This is a genomic window from Prevotella sp. P4-119 (assembly GCF_002251345.1).
Lineage (GTDB): Bacteria > Bacteroidota > Bacteroidia > Bacteroidales > Bacteroidaceae > Prevotella.
Window position 1 is genome coordinate 26,726 of sequence record NZ_NPJB01000030.1, and the last position, 24,975, is coordinate 51,700.

Genomic DNA, 24,975 nt, shown 5'->3' on the forward strand with positions numbered 1-24,975 from the left:
AGCCTCTATCAGTGGTTTAACAGGAAGGTTCATCATACTCCAAACGCGGGTATGATAGCATACATAAATTTCAGTTTTCAATTATTATCGAACACTCGAACACCACTTGACTTTAAAGCTTTGTATGACATAGCCTTACCGGTGGTGTTCGATGGCTTATTTCAGCGTTTGTCGAACATCGACCGAACCCCAACTAAAGCAAGTAGATGCTATATTCTCAGCAGACTAACAGCCTGAATGGTATATCCATCAAACAGATTCGTTATAAAAAAATTTGGTAGAACCAATTATTCATTTTACCTTTGCGGAAGTTTTCGAAAACACAATGGACAGACACGACACACAACAGGGGGCAGTCATGCCCAAACCACGCATTGCCATCATCGATCCTAATGCACTTGCAGCATTGGGGCTTCGCCATATTCTCCAAGACGTAATGCCTATCATGGAAGTAGATACCTACGGTACACTTACAGAACTGGAAGCCAATCGTCCTGATAGTTATTTCCACTATTTTGTAGATATCAGCGTGGTATTGCGCCATCGTTCGTTTTTCATGGAACGCCAGCGTAAAACTATCGTGCTGACGCTGCAGAACGAAGAAGCATCAGGTTTATCAGGCTTTCATTCATTGTGTGTTAACCAACCAGAAGATCACCTTATCAAGCAATTGCTTGCGATGGAACAACATGCCCACAAGGGCGGACGCAACTTACCCAATATGCAGGGGGAATCAACTTCTCGAATATTGAGTGATCGTGAAATAGAGGTGATGATACTGATTGTAGAAGGTCACATCAACAAAGAGATTGCCGACCAACTACATATAGGTCTCTCTACCGTCATCACCCACCGCCGTAACATTATGGAGAAACTCAATATCAAGAGTGTCAGCGCACTCACCATCTATGCTGTGATGAACGGTTATGTGGATATCAACCGTATCTGATCGGCTATAGTTTTACACTTGAAATATCTACCAAGCCATTGACAATGGCATAAACAGTAAGTCCTGCAGGCGAATGAATCTGCAGTTTGCGAGCAATATTCCTTCGATGGGTAATGACCGTATTGACCGAGATACAGAGATGATCGGCGATTTCCTTGTTCGCCATGCCTTGAACCAATGAAACTATCACTTCCCGTTCACGGTCTGATAACATGTCATTATTATCATTGCCGCTTTTATTGACCATCGTAGAGATATTTCGCGTCACCTTATCTTGCTTCAGTTGGTTTTCCAATCTGCGTATGGCAGGAGTAAAAATGTAGTCTTCCACGTTAGCGTGATTACGCAACCACTCTTCATTGTTATAGATGTCGTATAGCGCCGCCATGAGTTTATTGTTGGTTTTGCCGTCTGAAGGCAGATATTTAATCACCATCAGTTTAAGTTCTATCAGCACTCTGTCTGTGGATTCATGGTGTTTGGAGAAGGTATCAACATTATAGTTTTTCTTTGCCTCACCATTGAGCAATGCCTCCACATAAGGGAACAAAGTTTTTTCCTCATATCGCATATGACGTTGAATTTCTCTAGCATAGTCATCAAAGAACTTCATTATCAATTGTCCGAGGGCATTATCGCTGTCCAGACAGTCACCCAGTTTCTTGCGTATGGTTGGCAATTGGTAGTCAAGAAAATAAGTATGACTCGCTTCCAGATAATGCAACAGTGTACGTACATCGAGCTGTGCATCGTCATTGAAGTCCGTATGTCCGTTAATAGTGTAATTGACTACAGCGAGAAAGGTATAAGTATCCACATTATTCTCCTCACACATCTCTTTTACAGTCTTATCTCCAAATCCGAGATGAATGCCAAAGCTCTCCAAGGTCTGCAATAGATGATAGTTATCGCGCATAAGCGTCACCATCTTATCGCTTGCTTCATACATTTTCAGAGTTTTCATTGTTGCTTACCTATATATATTAATACGCTGCAAAATTAGTCATTTTCAGACAAACCGACAATACTTTCCAACCACAATACCTATTTTTGGGTATCGTTCTGATTCTCCCATTCTTTCCATTCGCTCAATGCCTCCTGCCAGTCGGTCTGTTCTCCTTTGTCAAGTGCTTCTTGCTGGCGGGCCGCCTCATCGCGCGCTTTATCACGTGCCCGTTTGGCTTTCATCGCCTCAATGGTAGCATCATCAAGTATCTGAATAGCGCCACGACGCACTGCCTCATGGAGTTCTTCCTCACCGAAAGCCTTTCCAGGCTCATTAAAGTCAGAGATATTAAATTCAAACTGCGTGCGCAAGTCGTGACGCACTTGTTTCTGTCCAGCTCTATTGCTTGCATTTTTCAGGCGAAGCAGTTTGGCTATCTGTTTGATTTCATCAGCCGAATATTTGTTTCTTCCCATTGTAACGTTTGATTTCAACGTGCAAAGTTATCAAAAAGAGCGCATTATACAAAACAAATAGAGCAAAAAGAAAATCTTTAAAACTATTTTATATCACCACAATTAAGTATCGCGGATAAAGCCTTCGTTACACTATTTCACATTTTTTGAGTATTGCATGCCTCATCAAAGCACCGTACCTTTGCAGCCGAAAAATAAACGATACAAGACGCAAAAACATGAACAAGAGACAATTTCTGATGATGGCAGCTGGCCTGTTGACCGCTACTTCCGCAATGGCCATCGGTTCACAAGACAACAACGATGCACTAATTCAGGATGCAACAACAAGCAATGAGACAGCGCCAAAAGCCGCTCAACCCAAAAAGAGTAACAGCAACGACTATGAAAAATGGCGCATCGGAAGCTACGGTGAGATGCTTGCCACCTTCAAAGATTACGGATTGAACCGCTTCTATGGCAATAGCGTAGGCAATACAAAGATCAACCACAACGAGATTTCCATTCCTCGCTTCATCCTTCAAGGCGAATATAAGATTACTCCCAAATGGATTCTTTCTGCCGAAATAGAATTCGAAGCAGGTGGAACAGGTTCTGCCGTAGAGATGGAAGCACAGTCAGGCAGTGAGAATGGCGAATATGAAACAGAAATGGAAAAAGGTGGCGAAGTTGCCCTCGAACAATTCCACATCACCCGACTCATCGCTCCACAATTCAATGTTCGCGTAGGACATCTCATCATTCCCGTAGGACTTACCAACGCCCATCACGAACCTTTGAACTTCTTTACAGCCGCACGACCAGAGGGTGCGACCACGATTATGGCTTCTACCTGGCACGAGACTGGTGTAGAACTATTCGGTACAGTAGGCAAAGGAGCTGCCACTTTCGATTATCAAGCACTGGTAACAGCAGGTCTGAACCCCAATGGTTTCGACTCATACAACTGGATACAAGGAGGGAAACAAGGATTTCTTGAAACCGACAATTTCACTGCTCCTGCCTATACGCTACGTCTGGATTGGCGCGGAATACCCGGTTTGCGAGTCGGAGCATCTATGTTCTACAATCCCAAGGCAGGCAAAAACGCCGACAAACTCATTACCTATGCCAACATGGGCGACATCAACGTACTGCTCTACTCCTTTGATACACAGTACAGCAACCGTTATGTAACCGCACGTGCCAACTACCTTTCTGGCAATATCACTGAGACCACAGGACTCACTGCCGCCAACAAATACTACTCCAACAAGTCGCCTTACAGTCGTATGGGACCTGTTGCCAAGCGCGCAGTAGATTGGAGCGCCGAAGTAGGTGTGAACCTCAAATCGTTTTTCCCCGGTGTATCCCACTTCCCCGTTATCTATCCTTTCGTGCACTACAACTATTATAACCCACAAGAGAAATGTGAATCAGGTTTGATTGCCGATAAGCGATGCCAAGTCAGCTTATGGAGTATCGGTGCCAACTGGCGTCCATTACCCAACTTGGTAGTCAAAGCCGACTACACCACTCGTCAGATAGGCACCTCCAAGATGTTTGGCACGAGCCAATACAATAGCGAAAACGAACTGCGTATCGGTGTGGCATACATGCTGTGGTTCGCTAAGAAATAACCAATAAGCAAATTATAAACAACAAAACAATACAGACTCATGAAGAAAAAGTTTTTTAAGTACGCACTGCTGATGGTATCAGTATGCACACTCTCCGCCAGTGTTGTCAGCTGTGGCGATGACAAAAACGACGTCAACAATCCAATCATCGACCCCAGTCAGGCATCAGATCTTGACTACAGTTCTGCTTATGCCGAGCAATGGGCAAACTACATGGTAACTGTATCCAACCTGCTGAAAGAGGATGCCAACACCCTTTACAACCAATGGAACAATGGCTATGCCAACACCTTCAAGAACCATAACACCACAGAATATAAGTCAGCCATCGACTGTGTGGATCAGATTTTCGAAGGATGTATCGACATTGCAGGTGAGGTTGGCGACACCAAGATTGGGGACCCATACAGCAAATACACTGCCGGCAACAAGACCGAAGCACTCTATGCCGTAGAATCATGGTACAGCTGGCATTCTCGCGACGACTATCGCAACAACATCTACTCTATCCGCAATGCCTATTATGGTTCACGCGATGGTAGCATCAACAGCAATTCTTTGTCAGCACTACTCGCCAAGAAGAATGCTACACTCGATACCGAAGCCAAGGAGAAGATTGCCGCAGCAGCCGATGCCATCTATGCTATTACACAGCCATTCCGCAACAATATCAACACCACCGAAACTGTAGCTGCCATGAATGCCTGTGCCGACCTCGTGAACTTCATCGAACAGGAACTCAAACCTTATTTCGATACCAACATCAACGACGATGCCACTCTTGATCCCATCGTCAAACAGTATGTTGATGCAGTAGTACTGCCTACCTACAAGGAATTGGCAGAAAAGAATGCAGCTCTCGACACCGCAGTTCGTGCTTTCAAGGCCAGTCCTTCAAATGCAAATTTCTCTGCTTGCGCTCAGGCATGGCTCGATGCTCGTGCTCCTTGGGAACAGAGTGAGGCCTTCCTCTTCGGTCCTGTTGATGAGCTTGGACTTGACCCCAACATGGACAGCTGGCCTCTCGACCAGTCACAGATTGTACAGATTCTGAAGTCGCAAGACTTCTCTAACCTCAACTGGAAAGAAGGCGAGAGCGACGACAAGATAGAATCAGCACAGAGCCTCCGCGGTTTCCACACACTGGAATTCCTCATCTTCAAAGATGGTAAAGCACGCACCGTAAACTAAAATTGCTAACACAAGAACCATATTATCCACACATGGCGAAGGCAGGAAAGTCACCATTTCCTCGCCTTCGCTATCGTGGCAAACAAAAAGAAACATACTAAACATGAATAAATGGCTGCATTTCCCTTTGCTGTTGACCGCTCTGGCCATGCTTGGTAGCTGCACCGACGATGAAAAACTCGATGTGACCGACATCGATGTGCCCACTGGCTACGAACTATCAGCAGGCACTTCCACCGGTTTCTATAGTTCATCGGTGGCCTACGACCAAGGCGCAAGATGGCTATCAGGGGCTTATAGTTCACGGTTCAGCTCTGGCGACCAACTCTACGACAATGTCAAATCTGCCAATGAGAATGGCTATGGCGGCGGCCTCGGCCCTGTCTATGCAGGCTACTCTTGTGGCAGTTGCCACCGTAATGCCGGTCGCACGGAACCAACCTATTGGACAAACTTCAAAAACGGAAGCGATGACGGATCCGGACAGTACGGTTTTACCTCATCGCTGATCTACATCACGCGCCGCAACGGGACATTCTTTCCCAACTATGGCCGCGTCATTCACGACCAAGCCATCTATGGTGTGAAGCCTGAAGGCAAACTAAAAGTGACTATTGACTCGATGACATACTCCTTTCCAGACGGTGAAAAATACACGCTCTGCGTTCCTAAATGGCATATCACCGAATGGTATGCCGACAGTATCCGTCCTGAGGATCTCTTCTGCACCGTTCGTGTTCCGCTTCGCCACGTAGGTATGGGCCAGATGATGGCACTCGATCCCAACGAAATAGAGGCATTGGCACGCAAGAGCAACTATCCCGAATGGGGCATCAGCGGTCGCTGCAACTACATCACTGAGCGTGGTGTGCGCCAACTGGGACTTTCCGGCAACAAGGCGCAACATGCCGATTTGACCGTCGAACTGGGCTTTTCGAGCGATATGGGCCTCACCAACAGCCGCTATCCTGAGGAGATCTGTGAAGGACAATCACAGATGAAGGATGGTTCGATGATGGGATTGTCCTATCAACAACTGGACTGCACCACCGAACAGATGGAAGATGTCGATCTTTACATGCAGTCACTTGCTGTTCCTGCCCGTCGCAATGTCAACGATCCCGACGTCATTGAAGGTCAGAAACTCTTTTATCAGGCAGGCTGCCACCTGTGCCACGTCACTACGCTGCATACCAAAAAGCGCGGCACCACCTTACTGGCAGGCACTACATTGCCTTGGCTTGGAGGACAAACCATACACCCCTACTCCGATTATCTACTCCACGACATGGGTTCAGAAATCATGGGCGTGGGTTTGAACGATAATTTTGTGAGTGGTCTGGCTCGTGGAAACGAATGGCGCACCACCCCGCTGTGGGGTATCGGTCTGCAGAAAAAGGTAAACGGACACACCTGTTTCCTGCACGATGGCCGGGCTCGCAACTTCACCGAAGCCATTATGTGGCACGGCGGCGAGGGCGAAGCCTCCAAAAACAAGTTTAAGAACATGACCAAACAACAGCGCAACCAGCTGATACAATTCCTTTGGTCACTTTAATTCAAGCATCTTGTCAGACGTATCATCCAACAATAATCAGGTAAAAACCAACAAATACAACCAATGAAATACAACAGAATCATGGCCATCATTATGGCCTCTCTGCTCTCAGCAGGTGCTTTTGCCGAGACAGAAAAGATAGAAAACAACAGCGAATTTGCTGCCAACGCCAACACCGAGAGTGCCGACAACACCACTGGCAAAATGGATATGGAGAACGGCGTGCTGCCCATTGCCGACGACCGTGGCTTCACCCTTCAGTCTAAGGATGGCAATTTCGTGTTCAAGCCCTATATGTATGTACAGAGTACGCTCAACATGAAATACTACGACGACGAGGGACTTGACAAAGCCTATAATCAAGATAACATTGCCAACAGTGGCTTTGCCATTCCCTATGCCATCATCGGTTTCACCGGTAAGGCATTCGGTAAGATCGATTACAACATCAGTATCAATGCCGCAGCATCGGGTGGCAATGTGTTGCAACAGGCATGGATTGACTATGCCGTTAGTCCTGCCTTGCGTTTCCGCGCTGGTAAATTCAAGACACCCTTCACACATGCCTACCTCACCACACTTGGCGAGACATTGTTTCCACAGGTTCCCACTTCGCTGACTGCAAGCAGCATCCTGCCCTACTCCCTCAATGCCGTCACCCCAAGCATAGGCACCGGATTCGACTTGGGCTTTGAGGTGCATGGCGTCATCAACAATAAGTTTGGCTATGAAGCAGGACTTTTCAACGGAACAGGGTCATCTGTCAACAGTGCCACCAAAGGTTTCAGCGACGACAACCATTTGCCTTCACTGCTCTACGCTGGTCGTTTGACCTATATGCCTAATGGTCCGATGCCCATGACACAGGGTAATGCCAAGATGCAACATCTCGACAAGATGCTTATCGGCATCAGCGCCAACTACAACAACGAGGCAGAAAACGAGAGTACCAACGACTTCCGCGCCGGTTTGGAGTTTGCCTGGCTGAAAAACAAATGGTATTTTGCTGCCGAAGCCTACTACATGCATGTTGGATTCACCGACCGTCAGAAGATAGACAAGACTTATGACTTCTGGGGAGGATATGCACTAGCAGGCTATTTCGTAGCTCCACAATGGCAATTGGGCGTGCGTTACGACTTCATGGACCGCAATGGTTCTTCAAAAGACGGTTTTCTCAACATGCCGGCAGCCGTGGTCAACTATTTTGTACCTAACACCAATCTGAAACTGTCTGCCATGTATCAGTATATCGGTCGTACCGGACATGCCACACAATTAGACCGCGACCTCGATGACCTCGGCATTGCGACCCATACCGCATGTATCATGATGCAATTTGCTTTTTAATGATGAAATATTTGTATAAGTCAATGAAAATCCGTATCTTCGCATTTGCTGCCATCGCTGTACTGCTGTTGGCAGCCTGCGACGACGGACGCATCTATAATGAGGTGGCTGTTGACACCACCGGACGATCAGCCCGACTCACGGCAACCATTACTGGTTTGGACCATTGGACCGATAATTACACCGTGTCACTGGCAGGCTTTGCCGAAGGCGATGACTATGCCAGCATCTCTAAAGCCGTTCGGGCCAATGCCGACGGACAGGTGAGCATGACGCTGAACAATATTCCCGACCAAGTGACGAGTGTTCGCCTCTGTGTGCTCGACCGTCTGCGCCGAAATGTAGTGACGTTTAGCGAAGTGGCAACCGAAGGTGTGCGCGACACCATCCGACTGGAGTTGGGCACCGTAGATGCCAGTATGCTCAATGCTATACAGCAGGGATACCTCAACACAACCTGTGCCAACTGCCACGGCGCAAGCAACCATGCCGCAGCAGGCCTCAACCTTACGGCAGGCAAATCGTATGCAGCACTGGTAGGTGTGGCATCCAGAAAAGTGGAAGGTCACCAACTCGTAGCGCCTGGCAATGCCGCAGAGAGTGTGCTACACATGGTGCTACACAACGAACATGTAGAGGGTATCTCTATGAACCACTTCGACCTTGTGTCGGAAAAGAACGCAGAACTTATCCTGCCCCTTATCGACAGTTGGATTGACGGAGGTGCAGAGCAATAACATCAAAGAAAGATATGAATAGACTGAACACGATACAATACGAAAAGGCACATGCCGACATCTTCTGTTTCGACAATGACACGGCAGTGAAAGAATACCATGCCATAATCCATGTCGATGATGCCACTATGGATTTTCCACAGCAGTTGCAAGCCATCATGGATGCCTATTCCACACTGGTAGAAAACACTTTGCATGGTGCACGCTGCATCTTCAAGCGCTATTTCCTAAGCGACTCTGCCAATCAGGAAGATGAAGTGGCTGCCGCAGATATGACCGATTGTGCCAAAAGTATCATCCAGCAGGCTCCGCTCGACGGCACCAAGGTGGCACTGTGGGTCTATCTGATGACCGACGTACAGACCGGAATAGGTCAAAGTGGCCTTTATGAGGTGCGCCACGGTGCTTACCGTCACCTTTGGAGCGGCAGTGCCCACAACATGGCAACCAACTCTGAATATCAGACTCGCCTGCTTTTCAACGAATACAACCTGCAGCTCATTGAGGAAGGATGCACGCTGAAGGACAACTGCATACGCACTTGGTTTTTTGTCAACGATGTGGATTTAAACTATGGCGGTGTGGTGCGTGCGAGAAACCAGTTCTTCTTCACCCAAGGACTTACTGCCAAGACCCACTTCATAGCCTCTACCGGCATTGGTGGCAGACAGGCAGACCCTAACGTGCTGACACAGTTGGACACCTATGCCGTGGCTGGTATTGAGAAAGAGCAAGTGGCATATCTCTATGCTCCTACCCACCTGAACCGCACCAGCGAGTATGGTGTGAGCTTTGAGCGAGGCACCATGGTCGATTATGGCGACCGCCGACAAGTGTTTATATCGGGCACTGCCAGTATCGACAACAAGGGGCAGATTGTCTATCCCAAGGACATTCGCCGTCAGACCCACCGCATGTGGGAGAATGTAGAAGCGCTGTTGGCTGAAGCCGACTGCACCATGGAGGACGTAGGCATGATGGTGGTCTATCTGCGCGACACTGCCGACTATGCTGTAGTCAGTCAGTTGTTTGCCGAACGCTTCCCTGGACATCCCTACGTGATAGTCCATGCACCAGTATGCCGACCGGGGTGGCTGATTGAAATGGAGTGCATGGCAGTGCGCAAGACCCTCCACCCGCAGTACAACCCATTCTGATAACATTGTAAAGTTTACGTTACAACATCCAAAGATGAAACATCTCCGCATCGTTCTCACGCTGCTTATGACCATACTCATAGCCACCATGGCTGTTGCCACCTTCGTGGAGCAACGCCATGGGGCTTCGTATGCTGCCACACATGTCTATCACACCTCATGGTTCTTTGCGCTTTGGGCATTGATGGCCTTGGGAGGCATGGCGGCTATATGGCGCATGCGCCTCTGGCGGCGACTGGGTGTGATGTTGCTTCATGCTGCGCTGTTGCTGATACTGGCAGGGGCTGCCGCCTCATGGCTGACCAGTAGCGAGGGCACACTCCATTTGCGCAAAGGCCAACCGGCAGATTGCTACACCATCAAAGACTCACAGCTGTCGGCAGCATTGCCTTTTCAGCAGATGACCCTACAAGGTTTCTCCGTAGTTTGCTATCCTGGTACAGAGGCGCCACAAGACTTTCAGAGCCAGGTAACCTACATTACGGCAGACCGTCAACACCATGAAGCCACCATCTCGATGAACCATATTCTTGAGGTGGAGGGCTATCGTTTCTACCAAACATCGTTTGACCCTGACCGTCAAGGTTCGGTACTTACAGTCAACTACGACCCGTGGGGCACTCCCATCAGCTATGGCGGCTATGTATTACTGGCATTATCGATGGTCTGGTTGCTCATCGACCGGCGCGAAACATTCGGTCGCTTACTGCGGTCACCCCTGTTGCGCCATGGTGCTACACTCATGCTGCTGATAGTTTGCTCCATGTCTGTACATGCCCGAAGTGTGCCTACTATCACGGCAGAACGAGCCAATCGGTTGGCTGAAATGCCGGTGGTCTATAACGACCGAATAGCACCACTCAACACGCTGGCACGCGATTTCCTACTTAAACTCTATGGGCGCACCTCCTATAAAGGGCTTACTGCCGAACAAGTGGTATATGGTTGGATGCAGCGTCCTGAGACTTGGTCTGACGAACCAATGCTCTTGGTGAAAGACAGCAAGTTGCGCCAACAGTTGGGCATCGACGGTAAATATGCCCGCCTTGCCGATCTCTTCGACAATACAGGTCAGTATCGACTGCAACAACTCATTGCCATCGGTGGGGAAACTAAGGCTGTCAGAGAGCTCGACGAGAAAGTGGGCATCATACTGATGCTCACCGAAGGTGAACTGTTGCGCCCGGCAAGTGGTGTGGCTATCAATCAGCACCGCCTCGTGGCAGAGATATGTTACAACCGCATACCCTTTGTCAGTCTGCTGTTTATGACCAATCTCACCTTGGGCATATTGGCATTCTGCCTGTTGCTCATCCCTGCGTTTCGTTTCCGCCATTGCTTATGGCAAACGGTCTGCCTCTTGGGAGGACTATCGTGGTTGGTATTGGTGGCAGGCTATGCTTTGCGCTGGTACATCAGCGGTCGCATCCCCTTGGGCAACGGCTTTGAAACCATGCTTTTTCTCGCTCTTGCGCTGCAAACCGTCGGTGTGATGCTCCATCGCCGCCTATCTATTATCGTTCCGTTTGCCCTGCTGCTGTCGGGGTTCACCCTACTGGTAGCCCATCTGAGCGAGATGAATCCGCAGATTACATCACTCATGCCCGTACTCCAGTCGCCATTGCTCACCATCCACGTCAGCCTCGTCATGATGGCTTATGCACTCTTGGCTTTCACCATGATGAGTGGCATAGTGGCACTGATAGCCCATCATCGTGGCCATACCGGCCACGAGGAATTGCTCACCGTACTGTCGCAACTGATGCTATATCCAGCCGTTTTCCTGTTGGCAGGCGGCATATTCCTCGGTGCGGTATGGGCTAACGTGTCGTGGGGAAAGTATTGGAGCTGGGATCCGAAAGAGGTTTGGGCACTCATCACCCTGCTCGTCTATGCCGTTCCACTACACCGCACCACTTTCTTTGCGCCCCATCGACCTGTGGCATACCATCTTTATATGCTCATCGCATTCTTCTCGGTGTTGATGACCTACTTCGGTGTCAACTATTTCCTTGGTGGCATGCACAGCTATGCATGACGCACGCACAGCCTACAAACAGCTTTCTGCCCCATCACTCTCCCTATGCTTTCGCAGAGTATCTATCTGCAGAAAGCCGCCACTTGGTTTCTCACGCCATCAAAATTCTATTTTCCACATCCTTTCACAAAGCCGCATAACACACAATTTATCATTACATTGCATCCGCTCGCAAGGTACATGGATCAGTAAAATCAATGAATTTGCTCAGCAATCTCAATGAATTTGGTGAGCAATTTCAATGAATTTGGTGAGGAAAACAATTTGATTTGGTGAGGAAAATAATTTGATTTGCCGAGGAAAACAATTTGATTTGCCGAGGAAAACAATTTGATTTGCCGAGCTATGGATATTACCTTTTGAATATCAATATGTTACACGGACAACAAAACTACGTTAGATAAATCTTCAAAACATGGGCTGTGGCGGTCGCAAGAAATCAGAAAAGCCCAGCCATCACGGCTGGACTTTCAACAAACGAAATAAACTTACATCAAAATACTTATACATGTATAACAATGACTAAGAGCAACCACATAGTGGCCCTCTTGTGCTTTTTGGTCTTAATCAGTATTGTCGCACGGTCGCCCTTACATCGAGAGCGATGCGCATATTAACATCGAGGCAGGTCTTCTGACTTTGTTCCCACTCCAAACTCCTTCCCGCCATAAAGGGCAGTGGATTGTTTTGCTTGGAATGTGCTAAGGGAACTCACAGCTGCGGGACAGTAGGAGATTCTCACTCACATTCCCTTTTAAACGCTGTTATGCGTACCTTGACGTTGCAAAGATAGTATAATTCCACGGAACCACCAAACAAAACAGCAAAAAAATACCACAGTTGCACAATGCTGGCAACTGTGGCAATTATGATAATAGTTTGCGTTACTATCTGATGGATGAGGGATTAGATTTCCCAACCGATGGCTGACGCACCAAGAACAGCAGCCGAAGCGCCATCGAGACCGCTCACCAAGAACTGGGCCTTACCCTTGAAAATGTTCATCACGTGGTTGTCATATGCTACTTTGATAGGATCCATGATGAGCTTACCGGCTTTCACCAGGCCACCAAAGAAGATGAATGCCTCAGGAGAAGAGAATGCAGCGAAGTCGGCACAGGCTTCACCAAGCATCGTACCAGTGAAGTCGAAAATCTCTTTAGCCAGTTCGTCACCCTTGCCTGCGGCAATGCTTACGTCGAGCGAAGTAATCTTTTCGGCATCCAGCTCGCGGAGCAATGAGGGACGCTCGGTCTTCTCAAGCATCTCGCGGGCAGTGCGTGCCACACCTGTGGCAGAGCAATAAGCCTCCAAACATCCAGTGCGACCGCAACCGCAAATGCGACCTTGAGCACCACGAACCATAGTGACGTGACCTAACTCACCGGCAAATCCATCGTGACCGTAGAGCAGCTGTCCATTGACAACCACACCCGAACCAACTCCGGTACCAAGGGTGATGACGATAAAATTCTTCATGCCGCGTGCCACACCATATACCATTTCACCCAATGCAGCAGCATTGGCATCGTTGGTCAAGCCAACAGGAATGCCGAGTGCATCGCTGAACATCTGTGCCAATGGCACAATACCATCGTGTGCCCATGGCAGATTGGGAGCAAACTCTATGGTTCCTCTATAGAAATTGCCGTTGGGTGCACCAATACCCATGGCTTTTATTTTCTCAATACCTCCTACTTGGTCAATGATAGGGAGAAGTGCTTCGACAGAAGCCTTAACAAAATCTTCTGCACAAGTATATCCGCCAGTCTTAATGGCTGTTTGAGTTTTAATGTCACCACGTGAATCTACGATTCCAAAGACAGAATTGGTGCCTCCGAGATCGAGTCCTATGACATATGGTTTGATGCCTTGCTGTTCACTCATAAGTTAATAAAATTGTATTTTAAGTTATTGATTTTCGAATTTCAAGTGGCAAAGTTATGAAAAAAACATCGAATAAACAAAGTTTTTTCCAAAGAAATGTACGAGATACACACATTCTTTGTATCTTTGCACTTGATATGCCGTTTCCAATACATATAAATATAGTCGATTTGGTATTCAAGGGAATGCTAATCGGCATGATTGCCTCAGCTCCTATGGGACCTGTAGGCGTACTCTGTGTGCAACGCACACTGAACAAAGGCCGATGGTATGGATTCATCACAGGAGTGGGTGCCGCAGTGAGCGACATCATCTATGCTGCCATCACTGGCTTTGGTATGGCTTTTGTCATGGACATCATCAATAACGACACGAATAAATTCTATCTGCAGATCATTGGCAGCATCATTCTACTGTCGTTTGGTATCTACACATGGAGATCAGACCCTACCAAAAATATCCATCAATCAGGTAAACAACGCGGATCGATGACACACAATGCCATCACGGCATTTCTCGTCACTTTCTCCAATCCGTTGATTATATTTCTATTCATGGGTCTCTTCGCACAATTTGCATTTGTCATTCCAAACAGACCATTTGAGATGATTGTCGGATTTGCAAGCATTGTGGGTGGGGCACTCGTCTGGTGGTATGGACTGACATGGCTGATAGACAAGGTGCGAGGCATCTTCGACTCCAGTGGCATACGCATCATTAATCAGATCATCGGTGCCATTGTCATCATCTTCTCCGTCATATTCCTCTTCGGAACATGTACTAACCTTTACCGCTTTTAGCACATAAGACAGATTATGCAAATAGCACAACAACTCAGAAAGACTAACATAGCAGAGTATCTGCTATATATGTGGCAGGTGGAAGACATTATCAGAGCATTTGACTGCTCGCTGAGCCGCATACGACGCGAATACATCGAGCGCTTCGACTATACCGACGAACAGAAAGAAGATGAGGCTGACTGGTTTGGAAACCTCATCAGAATGATGAACTCGGAAGGTTGTCGGGAGAAAGGACACTTGCAGATCAACAAGGTGACACTGCAGATGTTGCAGGAGCTACATACCCAACTATTGGGTAGTACAAAGTTTCCGTTCTACAGCGCCGAATATTACAAAGTGCTACCCTATATCGTAGAGTTGCGCAACCATGGCGCAAGCAAAGACGAAAACGAGATAGAGACTTGCTTCAACTCGCTATATGGCGTGATGATGTTGCGGTTGCAGAAAAAAGAGATAACACCCAACACACAGCATGCCATACAAGAGATTAGCACACTTATCGGTATGCTCAACGACTATTATCTCAAAGACAAAGAAGAACCACTGCAATTTGAATAGGAAGATGAACATCCTTGTAACAGGTTGCCACGGACAGTTGGGCAACGAGATACAACTGCTGGAGAATAACTATCCACAGCACACCTATTATAATACAGACCGCGACGAACTCGACATCACCGATAGCGATGCCATTGCTCACTTTGTGGATGAACACCACATAGACGGCATCATCAACTGCGCGGCATATACTGCCGTTGACAAGGCAGAAACGGATGAACAACTCAGCACAACACTCAATGCCACTGCTCCTGCATATCTGGCACAGGCTATAGAGAAACGCAACGGATGGATGGTTCAGATATCCACAGACTACGTGTTTGACGGCACAAACCATACACCATACGTTGAAACCGACACGACCAAGCCCAACAGTGTCTATGGCAGAACAAAACTGGAAGGAGAAATCAACGTGCAGAAATACTGCAAGCGCACCATGATAGTGCGCACAGCATGGCTCTATTCCATCTTTGGAAACAATTTCGTCAAGACGATGATCAGATTGGGAAAGGAGCGAGACAGCATTGGGGTGGTGTTCGACCAAATAGGCACACCCACCTATGCACACGATTTGGCTAACGCCATTATGACTGCTATAGGACAGGGCATCAAGCCTGGCATCTACCATTTCTCCAATGAAGGAGTCATCTCATGGTATGATTTCACCAAGGCTATCCATCGGTTGGCTGGCATCAATACCTGCCGGGTAAGACCGCTCCACACAGCAGAATATCCTTCTGCTGCACCACGTCCACACTACAGCGTGCTCGACAAGACAAAGATTAAAACCACATACAACATAGATATTCCCTATTGGGAAGACAGTTTGAAACAGTGTATCGATAAGTTATGAATCAAGAAATAGAAAGAAGAAGAACATTTGCCATCATCTCCCACCCTGATGCCGGTAAGACAACGCTGACGGAGAAATTCCTCTTGTTTGGTGGACAGATACAGGTGGCTGGTGCTGTAAAGAGCAACAAAATCAAGAAGACAGCCACTTCCGACTGGATGGATATCGAGAAACAACGCGGTATCTCGGTATCTACATCAGTTATGGAATTTGACTACACACCTGCAGGTGGCGACATTGAATACAAAGTGAACATCCTCGACACACCGGGTCACCAGGATTTTGCAGAAGATACCTATCGTACACTTACAGCTGTGGATTCTGCCATCATCGTAGTGGATAGCGCTAAAGGTGTAGAGGCACAGACTCGCAAACTGATGAACGTATGTCGCATGCGCAATACGCCTGTTATCATCTTCATCAATAAGATGGACCGAGAAGGACGCGACCCATTCGATCTGCTCGATGAACTCGAACAGGAACTGGGCATCAAAGTGCGTCCACTGTCATGGCCCATCAACCAAGGTGCGAAGTTCAAGGGTGTTTATAATATCTACGAACAGAAGCTCGACCTCTTTACTCCCGACAAACAGCGAGTAACAGAAAAGGTAGAAATAGACATCAACAGCAAAGAACTCGATGAGAAAGTCGGTGAACGCGATGCTGACAAACTGCGTGAAGACCTTGAACTCGTAGATGGTGTATATCCTGAATTTGACGTAGAGACCTATCGCTCTGCCGAAGTAGCACCTGTATTCTTCGGTTCGGCACTCAACAATTTCGGTGTACAGGAACTGCTCAACTGCTTTGTAGAAATAGCTCCGAGTCCTCGTGAGACTAAAGCAGAAGAGCGCATGGTAAAGCCCGACGAACCTAAATTCACGGGATTTATCTTCAAAATCACTGCCAATATCGACCCCAACCACCGTTCGTGTATCGCTTTCTGCAAAGTATGTTCGGGTAAATTCCAGCGCAACCAGCCTTATTTGCACGTCAGACAGGGCAAGACGCTGCGTTTCTCAAGTCCCACACAGTTTATGGCACAGCGCAAGAGTACTATCGACGAAGCATGGCCCGGAGATATTGTCGGTCTGCCAGACAATGGTATCTTCAAAATCGGAGACACGCTGACCGAAGGTGAAAAGCTCCACTTCCGCGGACTGCCATCATTCTCGCCCGAACTCTTCAAATACATTGAGAACGACGATCCAATGAAGTCAAAACAATTGCAGAAGGGTATCGACCAGTTGATGGACGAAGGTGTGGCACAGTTGTTTGTCAACCAGTTTAACGGCAGAAAGATTATCGGTACGGTAGGACAACTGCAGTTTGAGGTCATCCAGTACCGTTTGGAAAACGAGTACAACGCAAAATGCCGATGGGAGCCCGTACAGCTCTACAAGGCCTGTTGGATAGAAAGCGACAATGCCGCAGAGCTCGACAACTTCAAAAAGCGCAAGTATCAGTATATGGCAAAAGATAAGGACGGACGCGATGTGTTTCTCGCTGACTCAAGCTATGTATTGTCTATGGCACAACAGGACTTTGAGAACATCAAGTTCCATTTCACTTCAGAATTCTAAAAACATACCAACAAATGACCAGAGAAGAAGATATTCGTAAGGCTGTGGAAGTGCTCCGCAAGGGAGGCGTTATACTCTACCCCACCGATACCGTATGGGGAATAGGTTGCGATGCTACCAACAGCGAAGCGGTGAAACGTGTTTATGACATCAAACAACGTGATGATTCGAAGGCACTCATCTGCCTCGTGGATAGCGATGCACGCCTGCAACGATACATCCGCAAAGTGCCCGATGTGGCATGGCAGTTGCTCGACTGCTGCGACAAACCTACTACCGTTATTCTCGACGGTGCGGTCAATTTAGCAGAAAACCTTATTGCCGAAGATGGTTCCGTCGGCATACGCATCACTCAGGAGCCTTTCTCCAAGGAGCTATGCTTCCGATTCCAGAAAGCGCTGGTATCTACATCGGCAAACATCAGCGGTGAACCTGCTGCACAAAACTACCCCGACATCGATCCGAAGATTATCGAAGCCGTAGATTATGTATGCTGGAGCCGCCGACAGGAGCATAAGCCTCACAAGCCATCGAGTATCATTAAACTGACAGAAGACGGTCAAGTGACCATCATCCGCAAATAGCAACCCCCTCAACCAACAGACCGAAACAAGAGAACAGATATGAGTCAACATGAAATAGCGACACGCACAGACTGGAGACACCGCATTCACGAATGGCGGGTAACACACATTAGCGACAGAATGTTTCTACTCGTTCTGGCGTTCTTTGTGGGCCTGTTGTCTGCTGTAGCCGCTTTCATCCTGCACAGTATGATTGACCTGATAGGCTCACTGCTGACGGGTAAGTTTACTGCAACAAGTTATAACTGGCTCTATCTGGTATATCCTGTCATCGGCATCTACCTTACCTCGCTTTTTGTGAGACATGTCGTCAAAGACAATATATCTCACGGTATCACGCGAATACTATATGCCATCTCGTCAAACAAGTCGCGACTGAAAGCCCACAACACATGGTCATCGGTCATTGCATCAGCCATCACCATCGGTTTTGGTGGTTCGGTGGGAGCTGAGGCGCCTATCGTTTTGACGGGATCGGCCATCGGGTCAAGGCTCGGGCAACTGTTTCGACTCGACAACAAAACGCTGATGACGCTCGTGGGATGCGGTGCTGCTGGTGCCATTGCCGGAATCTTTAAGGCGCCGATTGCAGGATTGGTATTCACGCTGGAAGTATTGATGATCGATTTGACCATGGCTTCGCTGCTGCCTGTATTGGTATCGTGTGTGACAGCAACCTGCTTCACCTATATTTTCAGCGGTGCCTCAACACTATTCACCTTCCATCTCGACAACGACTGGACGGTGGAACGTGTACCGGCATCTATTCTATTAGGAATCACCTGCGGTCTCGTCAGCCTCTATTTTATACGGTCTATGAATGCCTGCGAGGATGTTTATGCTCGATTTAAAAACAAGCCATACGTCAAACTCCTTATCGGTGGCGTTGTTCTGAGCACGCTGATCTTCCTCTTTCCTTCACTCTATGGCGAAGGATACCATGCCATCAACCTGTTGCTCAACGGTAAATCGGAGACTGACTGGAACCAGATTCTCGACGGTTCACTATTCTACGGACATCCGGAATATCTGATGATATATCTATCGCTGGTGCTCTTCACCAAGGTGTTCGCCACATCGGCAACCAATGGAGGCGGCGGTTGTGGTGGTACTTTCGCACCCAGTTTGTTCATAGGATGCTTCACCGGATTCGTCTTCTCACGCTTGTGGAACATGAATCAAGTGGGAATATATGTGCCTGAGAAGAACTTTGCACTATTGGGCATGGCTGGAGTCATGTCGGGAGTGATGCATGCACCGCTGACAGGAACATTCCTCATCGCCGAGATTACCAGTGGATACAACCTATTCATGCCGTTGATGATTGTTTCGGTATCGGCATATCTCACCATCATCATCTTTGAACCGCATAGTATATATGGTATGCGACTCGCCCGACAAGGTAAGTTGCTCACCCACCACACCGACCATTCTGTGCTCACACTGATGAATATGGAAACCGTAATAGACCGCGACTACCAATCGGTGGATGCTGATATGGAACTCGGACAAATGGTACATAAGATCAGTCGCTCTAAGCAGAGTGTGCTTCCTGTTACTGACGCTGCAGGACATCTGTTAGGGGAAATAGATATTATACGCATTCGCCACGTGATGTTCCGCACCGAACTATATCACCATTTCCATGCCAGTCAACTCATGACTAAACCGGCTGCAGTACTCACCGATGGCATGCCGATGACTGATGTAATGAAGGCTTTTGAACGAACACAGGCTGACTGGCTGCCTGTACTTGACGCTGACCGCTGTCTGCGTGGCTATATCTCACAGAAACGCATATACGGTATGTATCGTAAGATGGTGCGCGACTTCAGTCAGGAATAGCATTTATTTATATTAATAATGTGTAGCAATCATATCAATGATGAAGAAAGAAGACCTTAGAATAGTATTTATGGGAACACCGGAGTTTGCCGTAGAGACACTGCAAGCACTGGTAGAACACGACTATAATGTAGTGGCTGTAGTCACCAAACCCGATAAACCCGTAGGAAGACACGGTTCGGTACTCCAAGCACCTGCCGTCAAAAAATATGCTTTGGAACATGGATTACCGGTGTTACAACCTGAGAAGATGAAAGACGAGAACTTCGTGGAACAGTTGAAGAGCTACAATGCCAACCTTCAGGTGGTAGTGGCTTTCCGCATGTTACCCGAAGTGGTATGGGCAATGCCCGAATATGGCACATTCAATGTACATGCTGCCCTACTGCCACAATACCGTGGTGCGGCGCCCATCAACTGGGCCATCATCAATGGTGAGACACAAACTGGCGTGACAACATTCTTCCTCGACCACGATATTGATACTGGTCGTATCATCATGAGCAAGCCTTTCGACATTCCAGACGATGCCGATGTGGAATATGTTTATGACGGACTGATGCACCTCGGCGCACAACTCTGTCTCGAAACGCTCGAACAAATTGTGGCTACCAATGGGCATCCTGCGACCGTGGCACAAAGCGAAAAGATAGAAGACAAGGACCTCAAAGACGCTCCGAAACTGTTCAAAGAAAACTGCGAAATCAATTGGAACCAGAAAGCAAAACAGGTGTATGACTTCGTGCGCGGCCTCTGTCCCATACCAGGAGCTTGGACCAATCTGATAACACCAGATGGTAAAGAGACACTGTTGAAAGTCTATCGCACAAGCAAAACCGGTCAATCCACCACCGCTGCACCAGGCACAATCTGCATAGAAGGTAAGCGCTTGCTGGTGGCTACTATTGATGAATGGCTCTGTTTCGAGGAACTTCAACTGGCAGGAAAGAAGCGCATGATGGCACGCGACTTCATGAATGGCATGAAGGAACTGGATCAGTGTCACGTGGGATAAGTAAAAAAATCACTTTAAAAATATACTAAAACGGCAAAGACCTCGTTTATTCTTATAGAAAACTATAAGGAAAAAGCCGATGTCAAGCGCCAATAAGCACGAAACGGACAAACCCAGCGAAACAACCATCCTGCTCATTAAACAGGTGGCTCGCACCTACAAGACCATTGTTGAAAGCGATGGGACTGTCAAGGTAGTGGGGATGAACTGAACTTGAAACTTAAATCAACAACTGACAAGATGACTAAAGTATCTCCATCATTACTGGCGGCCGACTTTCTGCACCTCGACCGCGATATTGAAATGATCAACAGAAGTGAAGCAGACTGGCTTCATCTCGATGTTATGGACGGGGTTTTTGTACCCAATATCTCCTTCGGCTTTCCTGTACTCGAAGCTGTTGCATCAAAGTGCACCAAACCATTGGATGTGCATTACATGATTGTAAATCCAGAACAGTATATCAAGCAAACCGCTAAACTTGGCGCTATGATGATGAATGTTCACGTAGAAGCCTGTCGCCACTTACACCGCACAGTACAGGAAATACACGATGCTGGCATGAAAGCTGGTGTCACACTCAATCCCGCCACACCTGTTTCCGTATTGGAAGACATTGCAGCAGATGTGGATATGGTATTGCTGATGAGCGTCAATCCTGGATTTGGCGGACAAAAATTCATTGAAAACACCATCGGCAAGGTGCAGCGCTTGCGCCAATTACTCGCCCAAACTGGCAGTAAAGCACTAATCGAAGTGGATGGTGGAGTACAGGGCGAGACTGCGCCACGCTTGGTTAAAGCCGGTGTGGATGTTCTTGTCAGCGGTAGCTACGTATTCAAAAGCAAGCAACCAGAACAGACTATCCACGAATTGCGCAATCTCTAAACAACCAATAGCAGTTCAACAACAGCAGATGATCTAAATCATCCTGCACATACGACAACTCCTTTACACCAAGATGAAACATCAGTATTGGTGTAAAGGAGTTTCATACCTCACATCATACTATCAGATACTATATCAAATTAATACGTTTGGCCATACGGCGCATGTTGCGAATGGCATAGCGCATACGCCCAAGCGAAGTATTGATACTGACATTGGTAATTTCGGCTATGTCTTTAAACTGCAAACCCTGATAATAACGCATCAATACCACCTCGCGCTGTTCATCAGGAAGCAGATCCATCAGTTGTCGCATGTGGCCACTGAGTTCCTCAGCCACCAGCATATCTTCCCTACTTTTATAGGGATGTCCACAATCTATGACCGTCAGCAACTCGTCATCGCTGATATTTACCGCCTGTCCTTTCTTTTGTTTTCTCACATCATCAATCAGCAAATTACGGGCAATACGCATCAACCAGTATAGAAACTTGCCTTGATTGAAGTATTGTCCATCTTTCATCTTCACGATAGCTCTGATGAAAGTTTCTTGAAAGAGGTCATCGGCTTTGTCCTTATCACGGGTCAAAGCCAAGATAAAATCGAATAATTGCTGCTGATTGCGTGCCAACAACTCATCGAAAGCAGAATCCTTGCCCTCCATATAGGCTTGCACCAACATATCGTCGGAGCAGTTTGCATATCCCTTCATGGTCCAAATGTTTTGATTTCTTGAGGGTAGAATTTAATCGATAAGCCTATTGTTTTTTAAGATGGGTTACTGGCAATATTACCATTATATGATGCAAATTTAAGGTAAAATTTCAGTATCTCCAAATTATTCTAACAGAAATTCGTGATTTCTCATTCTTTTGTTTTAACTTTGTGAACTGAATATATAACCAAGCTAAGACTTATTTATGTTGAAACTATTTGTTCCGGGGCGTTTGTGCCTCTTTGGAGAACACACCGACTGGGCAGGCCATTACCGAACCATGAATGCCGATATCCTTCCGGGTATGGCTATAGTTACTGGTATCGAACAAGGAATTTATGCAGAAGTGGAGAAAGCCTCCAACTTCGAAATGCATAGCGATGCCGCTGAAATGAAAGATGCGTGGCGTGACTTTTCATGCCGCATGACAGAGACAGATCTGAAGCGTGTTGCCAAATCGGGATCGTTCTTCTGCTACTGTGCAGGTGTAGCCAGCTACATGTTGGAATGGTATAAGGTGGGTGGTGTGCGCATCCGCATTACCAATATGACGCTTCCCATGAAGAGCGGACTATCGTCATCTGCAGCTATTTGTGTTTTGGTTGCACGTGCTTTCAACCTGCTGTACAACTTGAACCTCAACACCATGGGCGAAATGAATATCGCCTATCTCGGTGAACAGCGCACTTCGTCACGTTGCGGACGACTTGACCAAGCATGCGCCTTTGGTGTGAAACCCAATCTGATGACCTTTGATGGCGATGAAATCGAAGTGCAGTCACTCAATGTCAAAAAGACACTACACTGGGTGTTTGCAGACCTTTGCACTGCAAAAGATACAATCCGCATCCTTTCTGACTTGAATAAGCCCTATCCATTTGCGCAAAACGAGAAGGAGCAAAACCTCCATCGGGCGTTAGGAGAATGGAACCACAAAATCATAGAACGTGCTGTGAAATATATGGCAGAGGGACAAGTGGAGCAACTGGGCCAACTGATGACAGAGACAGAAAATATGTTTGAGGAATACATCACGCCCATGTCGCCTGCACTACAAGCACCAAAACTCCATGAAGTATTGAGGGATCCTGCCATCCAACCATTGGTATATGGTGGAAAGGGTGTTGGTTCACACGGCGATGGAAGTGTGCAATTTCTCGCACGCGATGCGGAATCACAGAAGAAATTGGTTGATTACCTCAACAGCGAAGGCATGCGTGCCTACCAATTGACCATCAACCCTGTACATACGGTACGTCGCGCTATTATCCCCGTGGCAGGTTTCGGCACACGACTATACCCCGCGACCCGCGGATTAAAGAAGGACTTTTTCCCCATACCCTGTGCCGATGGCATGGTGCGCCCCGTCATTCTCATTTTGCTTGAAGAACTGGTAAAGAGTGGCATCGAGGAGATTTGTCTCGTATTGGGCTCTGAGGAGGAACGTAAACTCTATACTGAATTCTTCGAAACACCGCTTTCTGCAGAACATCTGTCGAAGCTCAATACCGAAGCACAAGAATATGAAAACCGCATTCTTGATATCGGTAAGCGACTGCGCTACGTATATCAAAAAGAAAAGCGCGGTTTCGGCCATGCCGTTTATCAGGCTGTGGAATTCACACACAATGAGCCAGTGCTCCTACTCTTAGGTGACACGATCTACCGTAGCCATCGCAATAAACCCTGTGCCCTACAACTCATCGAGGAATATGAGCGCTACAACAGACTCATGGTCAGTATCCATTCCGTTCCACTGACCGAAGTTAGTCGTTACGGCATACTCAGTGGCATCTGGGAAGACAAAGAGAACACCATTCTCAATGTATCGGCAATGAACGAGAAACCCAAGGCCAGTTATGCCGAAGAGTTCCTTGGTGTGCGTGGCAACGATGGAAAGAAAGAGTATTGCAGTGTGTTTGGACAGTATATCCTCACACCGGAGGTCTTCCAGCAGTTGGAAACCGATATACGAAAAGCCGATGAAGGAAACGACCATACACGCGAGATAGAGCTCACCTCAGCACTTGAGGCCGTTCGTAGCAACCATGGCATGATGGGTGTGCGGCTTGATGGTGAGATGTATGACATGGGCAATCCCGATGCCCTCTGTCGTTGCGTAGCAGCCTTCTCTAAACCAAAAGAATAATCGGATGCAGAAATACAATATGCAATGTAAATCTGATTGCGAATATAGATACAATTAAGATGTGTAGGAAGTTG

The 24,975-nt window shown here is 47.4% G+C and carries 22 protein-coding genes and 1 riboswitch; of the genes, 18 read left to right on the plus strand and 4 right to left on the minus strand.

Annotated elements, in window-relative coordinates; translation table 11 throughout:
- Positions 1-325 precede the first annotated feature (325 nt).
- Positions 326-949 carry a response regulator transcription factor gene (locus tag CIK89_RS03650; protein ID WP_254046607.1) on the plus strand — a complete coding sequence of 208 codons (624 nt, stop codon included), beginning with the start codon at positions 326-328 and terminating at the stop codon, positions 947-949.
- 4 nt (positions 950-953) lie between these two features.
- Here CIK89_RS03650 and CIK89_RS03655 read toward each other — a convergent pair whose 3' ends face one another.
- Entirely contained in the window at positions 954-1,913 is a 960-nt protein-coding gene (locus CIK89_RS03655) for a LuxR C-terminal-related transcriptional regulator (protein ID WP_094390086.1), read from the minus strand.
- An 80-nt stretch (positions 1,914-1,993) separates the two neighbouring features.
- Positions 1,994-2,371 (minus strand): hypothetical protein, encoded by a 378-nt coding sequence (locus CIK89_RS03660; RefSeq protein ID WP_094390087.1) that lies wholly within the window; start codon positions 2,369-2,371, stop codon positions 1,994-1,996.
- A gap of 218 nt (positions 2,372-2,589) precedes the next feature.
- On the opposite strand from CIK89_RS03660, the gene CIK89_RS03665 reads away from it, so the two are divergent.
- The 7 genes from CIK89_RS03665 (at position 2,590) to ccsA (ending at position 12,021) form a co-directional block, all read left to right on the plus strand.
- Positions 2,590-3,990 carry a hypothetical protein gene (locus CIK89_RS03665; RefSeq protein ID WP_094390088.1) on the plus strand — a complete coding sequence of 467 codons (1,401 nt, stop codon included), beginning with the start codon at positions 2,590-2,592 and terminating at the stop codon, positions 3,988-3,990.
- Between the two features lie 39 nt (positions 3,991-4,029).
- Complete coding sequence (locus CIK89_RS03670) at positions 4,030-5,181, plus strand: imelysin family protein (RefSeq protein ID WP_094390089.1); 1,152 nt, start codon at positions 4,030-4,032, stop codon at positions 5,179-5,181.
- 148 nt (positions 5,182-5,329) lie between these two features.
- Positions 5,330-6,739, plus strand: coding sequence for a di-heme oxidoredictase family protein (locus CIK89_RS03675; RefSeq protein WP_371593238.1), 1,410 nt, complete (start codon positions 5,330-5,332; stop codon positions 6,737-6,739).
- A 63-nt stretch (positions 6,740-6,802) separates the two neighbouring features.
- The gene (locus tag CIK89_RS03680) at positions 6,803-8,089 is read left to right on the plus strand and encodes a porin (protein ID WP_094390091.1); all 1,287 of its coding nucleotides are present in this window, start codon (positions 6,803-6,805) and stop codon (positions 8,087-8,089) included.
- Between the two features lie 23 nt (positions 8,090-8,112).
- Entirely contained in the window at positions 8,113-8,826 is a 714-nt protein-coding gene (locus CIK89_RS03685) for a hypothetical protein (protein ID WP_158214966.1), read from the plus strand.
- 14 nt (positions 8,827-8,840) lie between these two features.
- The gene (locus CIK89_RS03690; protein WP_094390093.1) at positions 8,841-9,983 is read left to right on the plus strand and encodes a Rid family hydrolase; all 1,143 of its coding nucleotides are present in this window, start codon (positions 8,841-8,843) and stop codon (positions 9,981-9,983) included.
- A 34-nt stretch (positions 9,984-10,017) separates the two neighbouring features.
- Positions 10,018-12,021, plus strand: coding sequence for a cytochrome c biogenesis protein CcsA (gene ccsA / locus CIK89_RS03695; protein ID WP_094390094.1), 2,004 nt, complete (start codon positions 10,018-10,020; stop codon positions 12,019-12,021).
- A gap of 605 nt (positions 12,022-12,626) precedes the next feature.
- Positions 12,627-12,814, minus strand: a riboswitch (cobalamin riboswitch).
- A gap of 113 nt (positions 12,815-12,927) precedes the next feature.
- Here the strand turns inward: ccsA and CIK89_RS03700 are convergent.
- Positions 12,928-13,908: an ROK family protein gene (locus CIK89_RS03700; RefSeq protein ID WP_094390095.1), complete on the minus strand. Its 981-nt coding sequence runs from the start codon at positions 13,906-13,908 to the stop codon at positions 12,928-12,930.
- Between the two features lie 137 nt (positions 13,909-14,045).
- On the opposite strand from CIK89_RS03700, the gene CIK89_RS03705 reads away from it, so the two are divergent.
- The 9 genes from CIK89_RS03705 to rpe all read left to right on the plus strand — a co-directional run bounded on the left by CIK89_RS03705 (position 14,046) and on the right by rpe (position 22,037).
- Positions 14,046-14,708 (plus strand): LysE family translocator, encoded by a 663-nt coding sequence (locus CIK89_RS03705; RefSeq protein ID WP_094390096.1) that lies wholly within the window; start codon positions 14,046-14,048, stop codon positions 14,706-14,708.
- Between the two features lie 15 nt (positions 14,709-14,723).
- A complete protein-coding gene (locus CIK89_RS03710; protein WP_094390097.1) occupies positions 14,724-15,269 on the plus strand; it encodes a DUF4924 family protein in 546 nt (181 codons plus the stop codon).
- A 4-nt stretch (positions 15,270-15,273) separates the two neighbouring features.
- Complete coding sequence (rfbD, locus tag CIK89_RS03715; RefSeq protein WP_094390098.1) at positions 15,274-16,122, plus strand: dTDP-4-dehydrorhamnose reductase; 849 nt, start codon at positions 15,274-15,276, stop codon at positions 16,120-16,122.
- Positions 16,119-17,705: a peptide chain release factor 3 gene (locus CIK89_RS03720; protein ID WP_094390099.1), complete on the plus strand. Its 1,587-nt coding sequence runs from the start codon at positions 16,119-16,121 to the stop codon at positions 17,703-17,705. The genes rfbD and CIK89_RS03720 overlap by 4 nt, the downstream gene beginning before the upstream one ends.
- Positions 17,706-17,719: 14 nt before the next feature.
- On the plus strand, positions 17,720-18,289 hold the full coding sequence (locus CIK89_RS03725) for an L-threonylcarbamoyladenylate synthase (RefSeq protein ID WP_094390100.1): 570 nt from the start codon (positions 17,720-17,722) through the stop codon (positions 18,287-18,289).
- Between the two features lie 39 nt (positions 18,290-18,328).
- Positions 18,329-20,134 carry a chloride channel protein gene (locus tag CIK89_RS03730; protein ID WP_094390101.1) on the plus strand — a complete coding sequence of 602 codons (1,806 nt, stop codon included), beginning with the start codon at positions 18,329-18,331 and terminating at the stop codon, positions 20,132-20,134.
- A 40-nt stretch (positions 20,135-20,174) separates the two neighbouring features.
- The gene (fmt, locus tag CIK89_RS03735) at positions 20,175-21,149 is read left to right on the plus strand and encodes a methionyl-tRNA formyltransferase (protein WP_094390185.1); all 975 of its coding nucleotides are present in this window, start codon (positions 20,175-20,177) and stop codon (positions 21,147-21,149) included.
- Positions 21,150-21,228: 79 nt separating this feature from the next.
- Positions 21,229-21,360, plus strand: a complete 132-nt coding sequence (locus CIK89_RS13900; RefSeq protein ID WP_256387362.1) for a hypothetical protein — start codon at positions 21,229-21,231, stop codon at positions 21,358-21,360.
- Between the two features lie 29 nt (positions 21,361-21,389).
- A complete protein-coding gene (gene rpe / locus CIK89_RS03740) occupies positions 21,390-22,037 on the plus strand; it encodes a ribulose-phosphate 3-epimerase (protein ID WP_094390102.1) in 648 nt (215 codons plus the stop codon).
- Positions 22,038-22,167: 130 nt separating this feature from the next.
- On the opposite strand, the gene CIK89_RS03745 is transcribed toward rpe, so the two are convergent.
- Complete coding sequence (locus CIK89_RS03745; protein ID WP_094390103.1) at positions 22,168-22,749, minus strand: sigma-70 family RNA polymerase sigma factor; 582 nt, start codon at positions 22,747-22,749, stop codon at positions 22,168-22,170.
- A gap of 208 nt (positions 22,750-22,957) precedes the next feature.
- Between CIK89_RS03745 and CIK89_RS03750 the strand changes: the two genes are divergently transcribed.
- Complete coding sequence (locus tag CIK89_RS03750; RefSeq protein WP_094390104.1) at positions 22,958-24,901, plus strand: sugar phosphate nucleotidyltransferase; 1,944 nt, start codon at positions 22,958-22,960, stop codon at positions 24,899-24,901.
- The last annotated feature ends 74 nt before the right edge of the window (positions 24,902-24,975 follow it).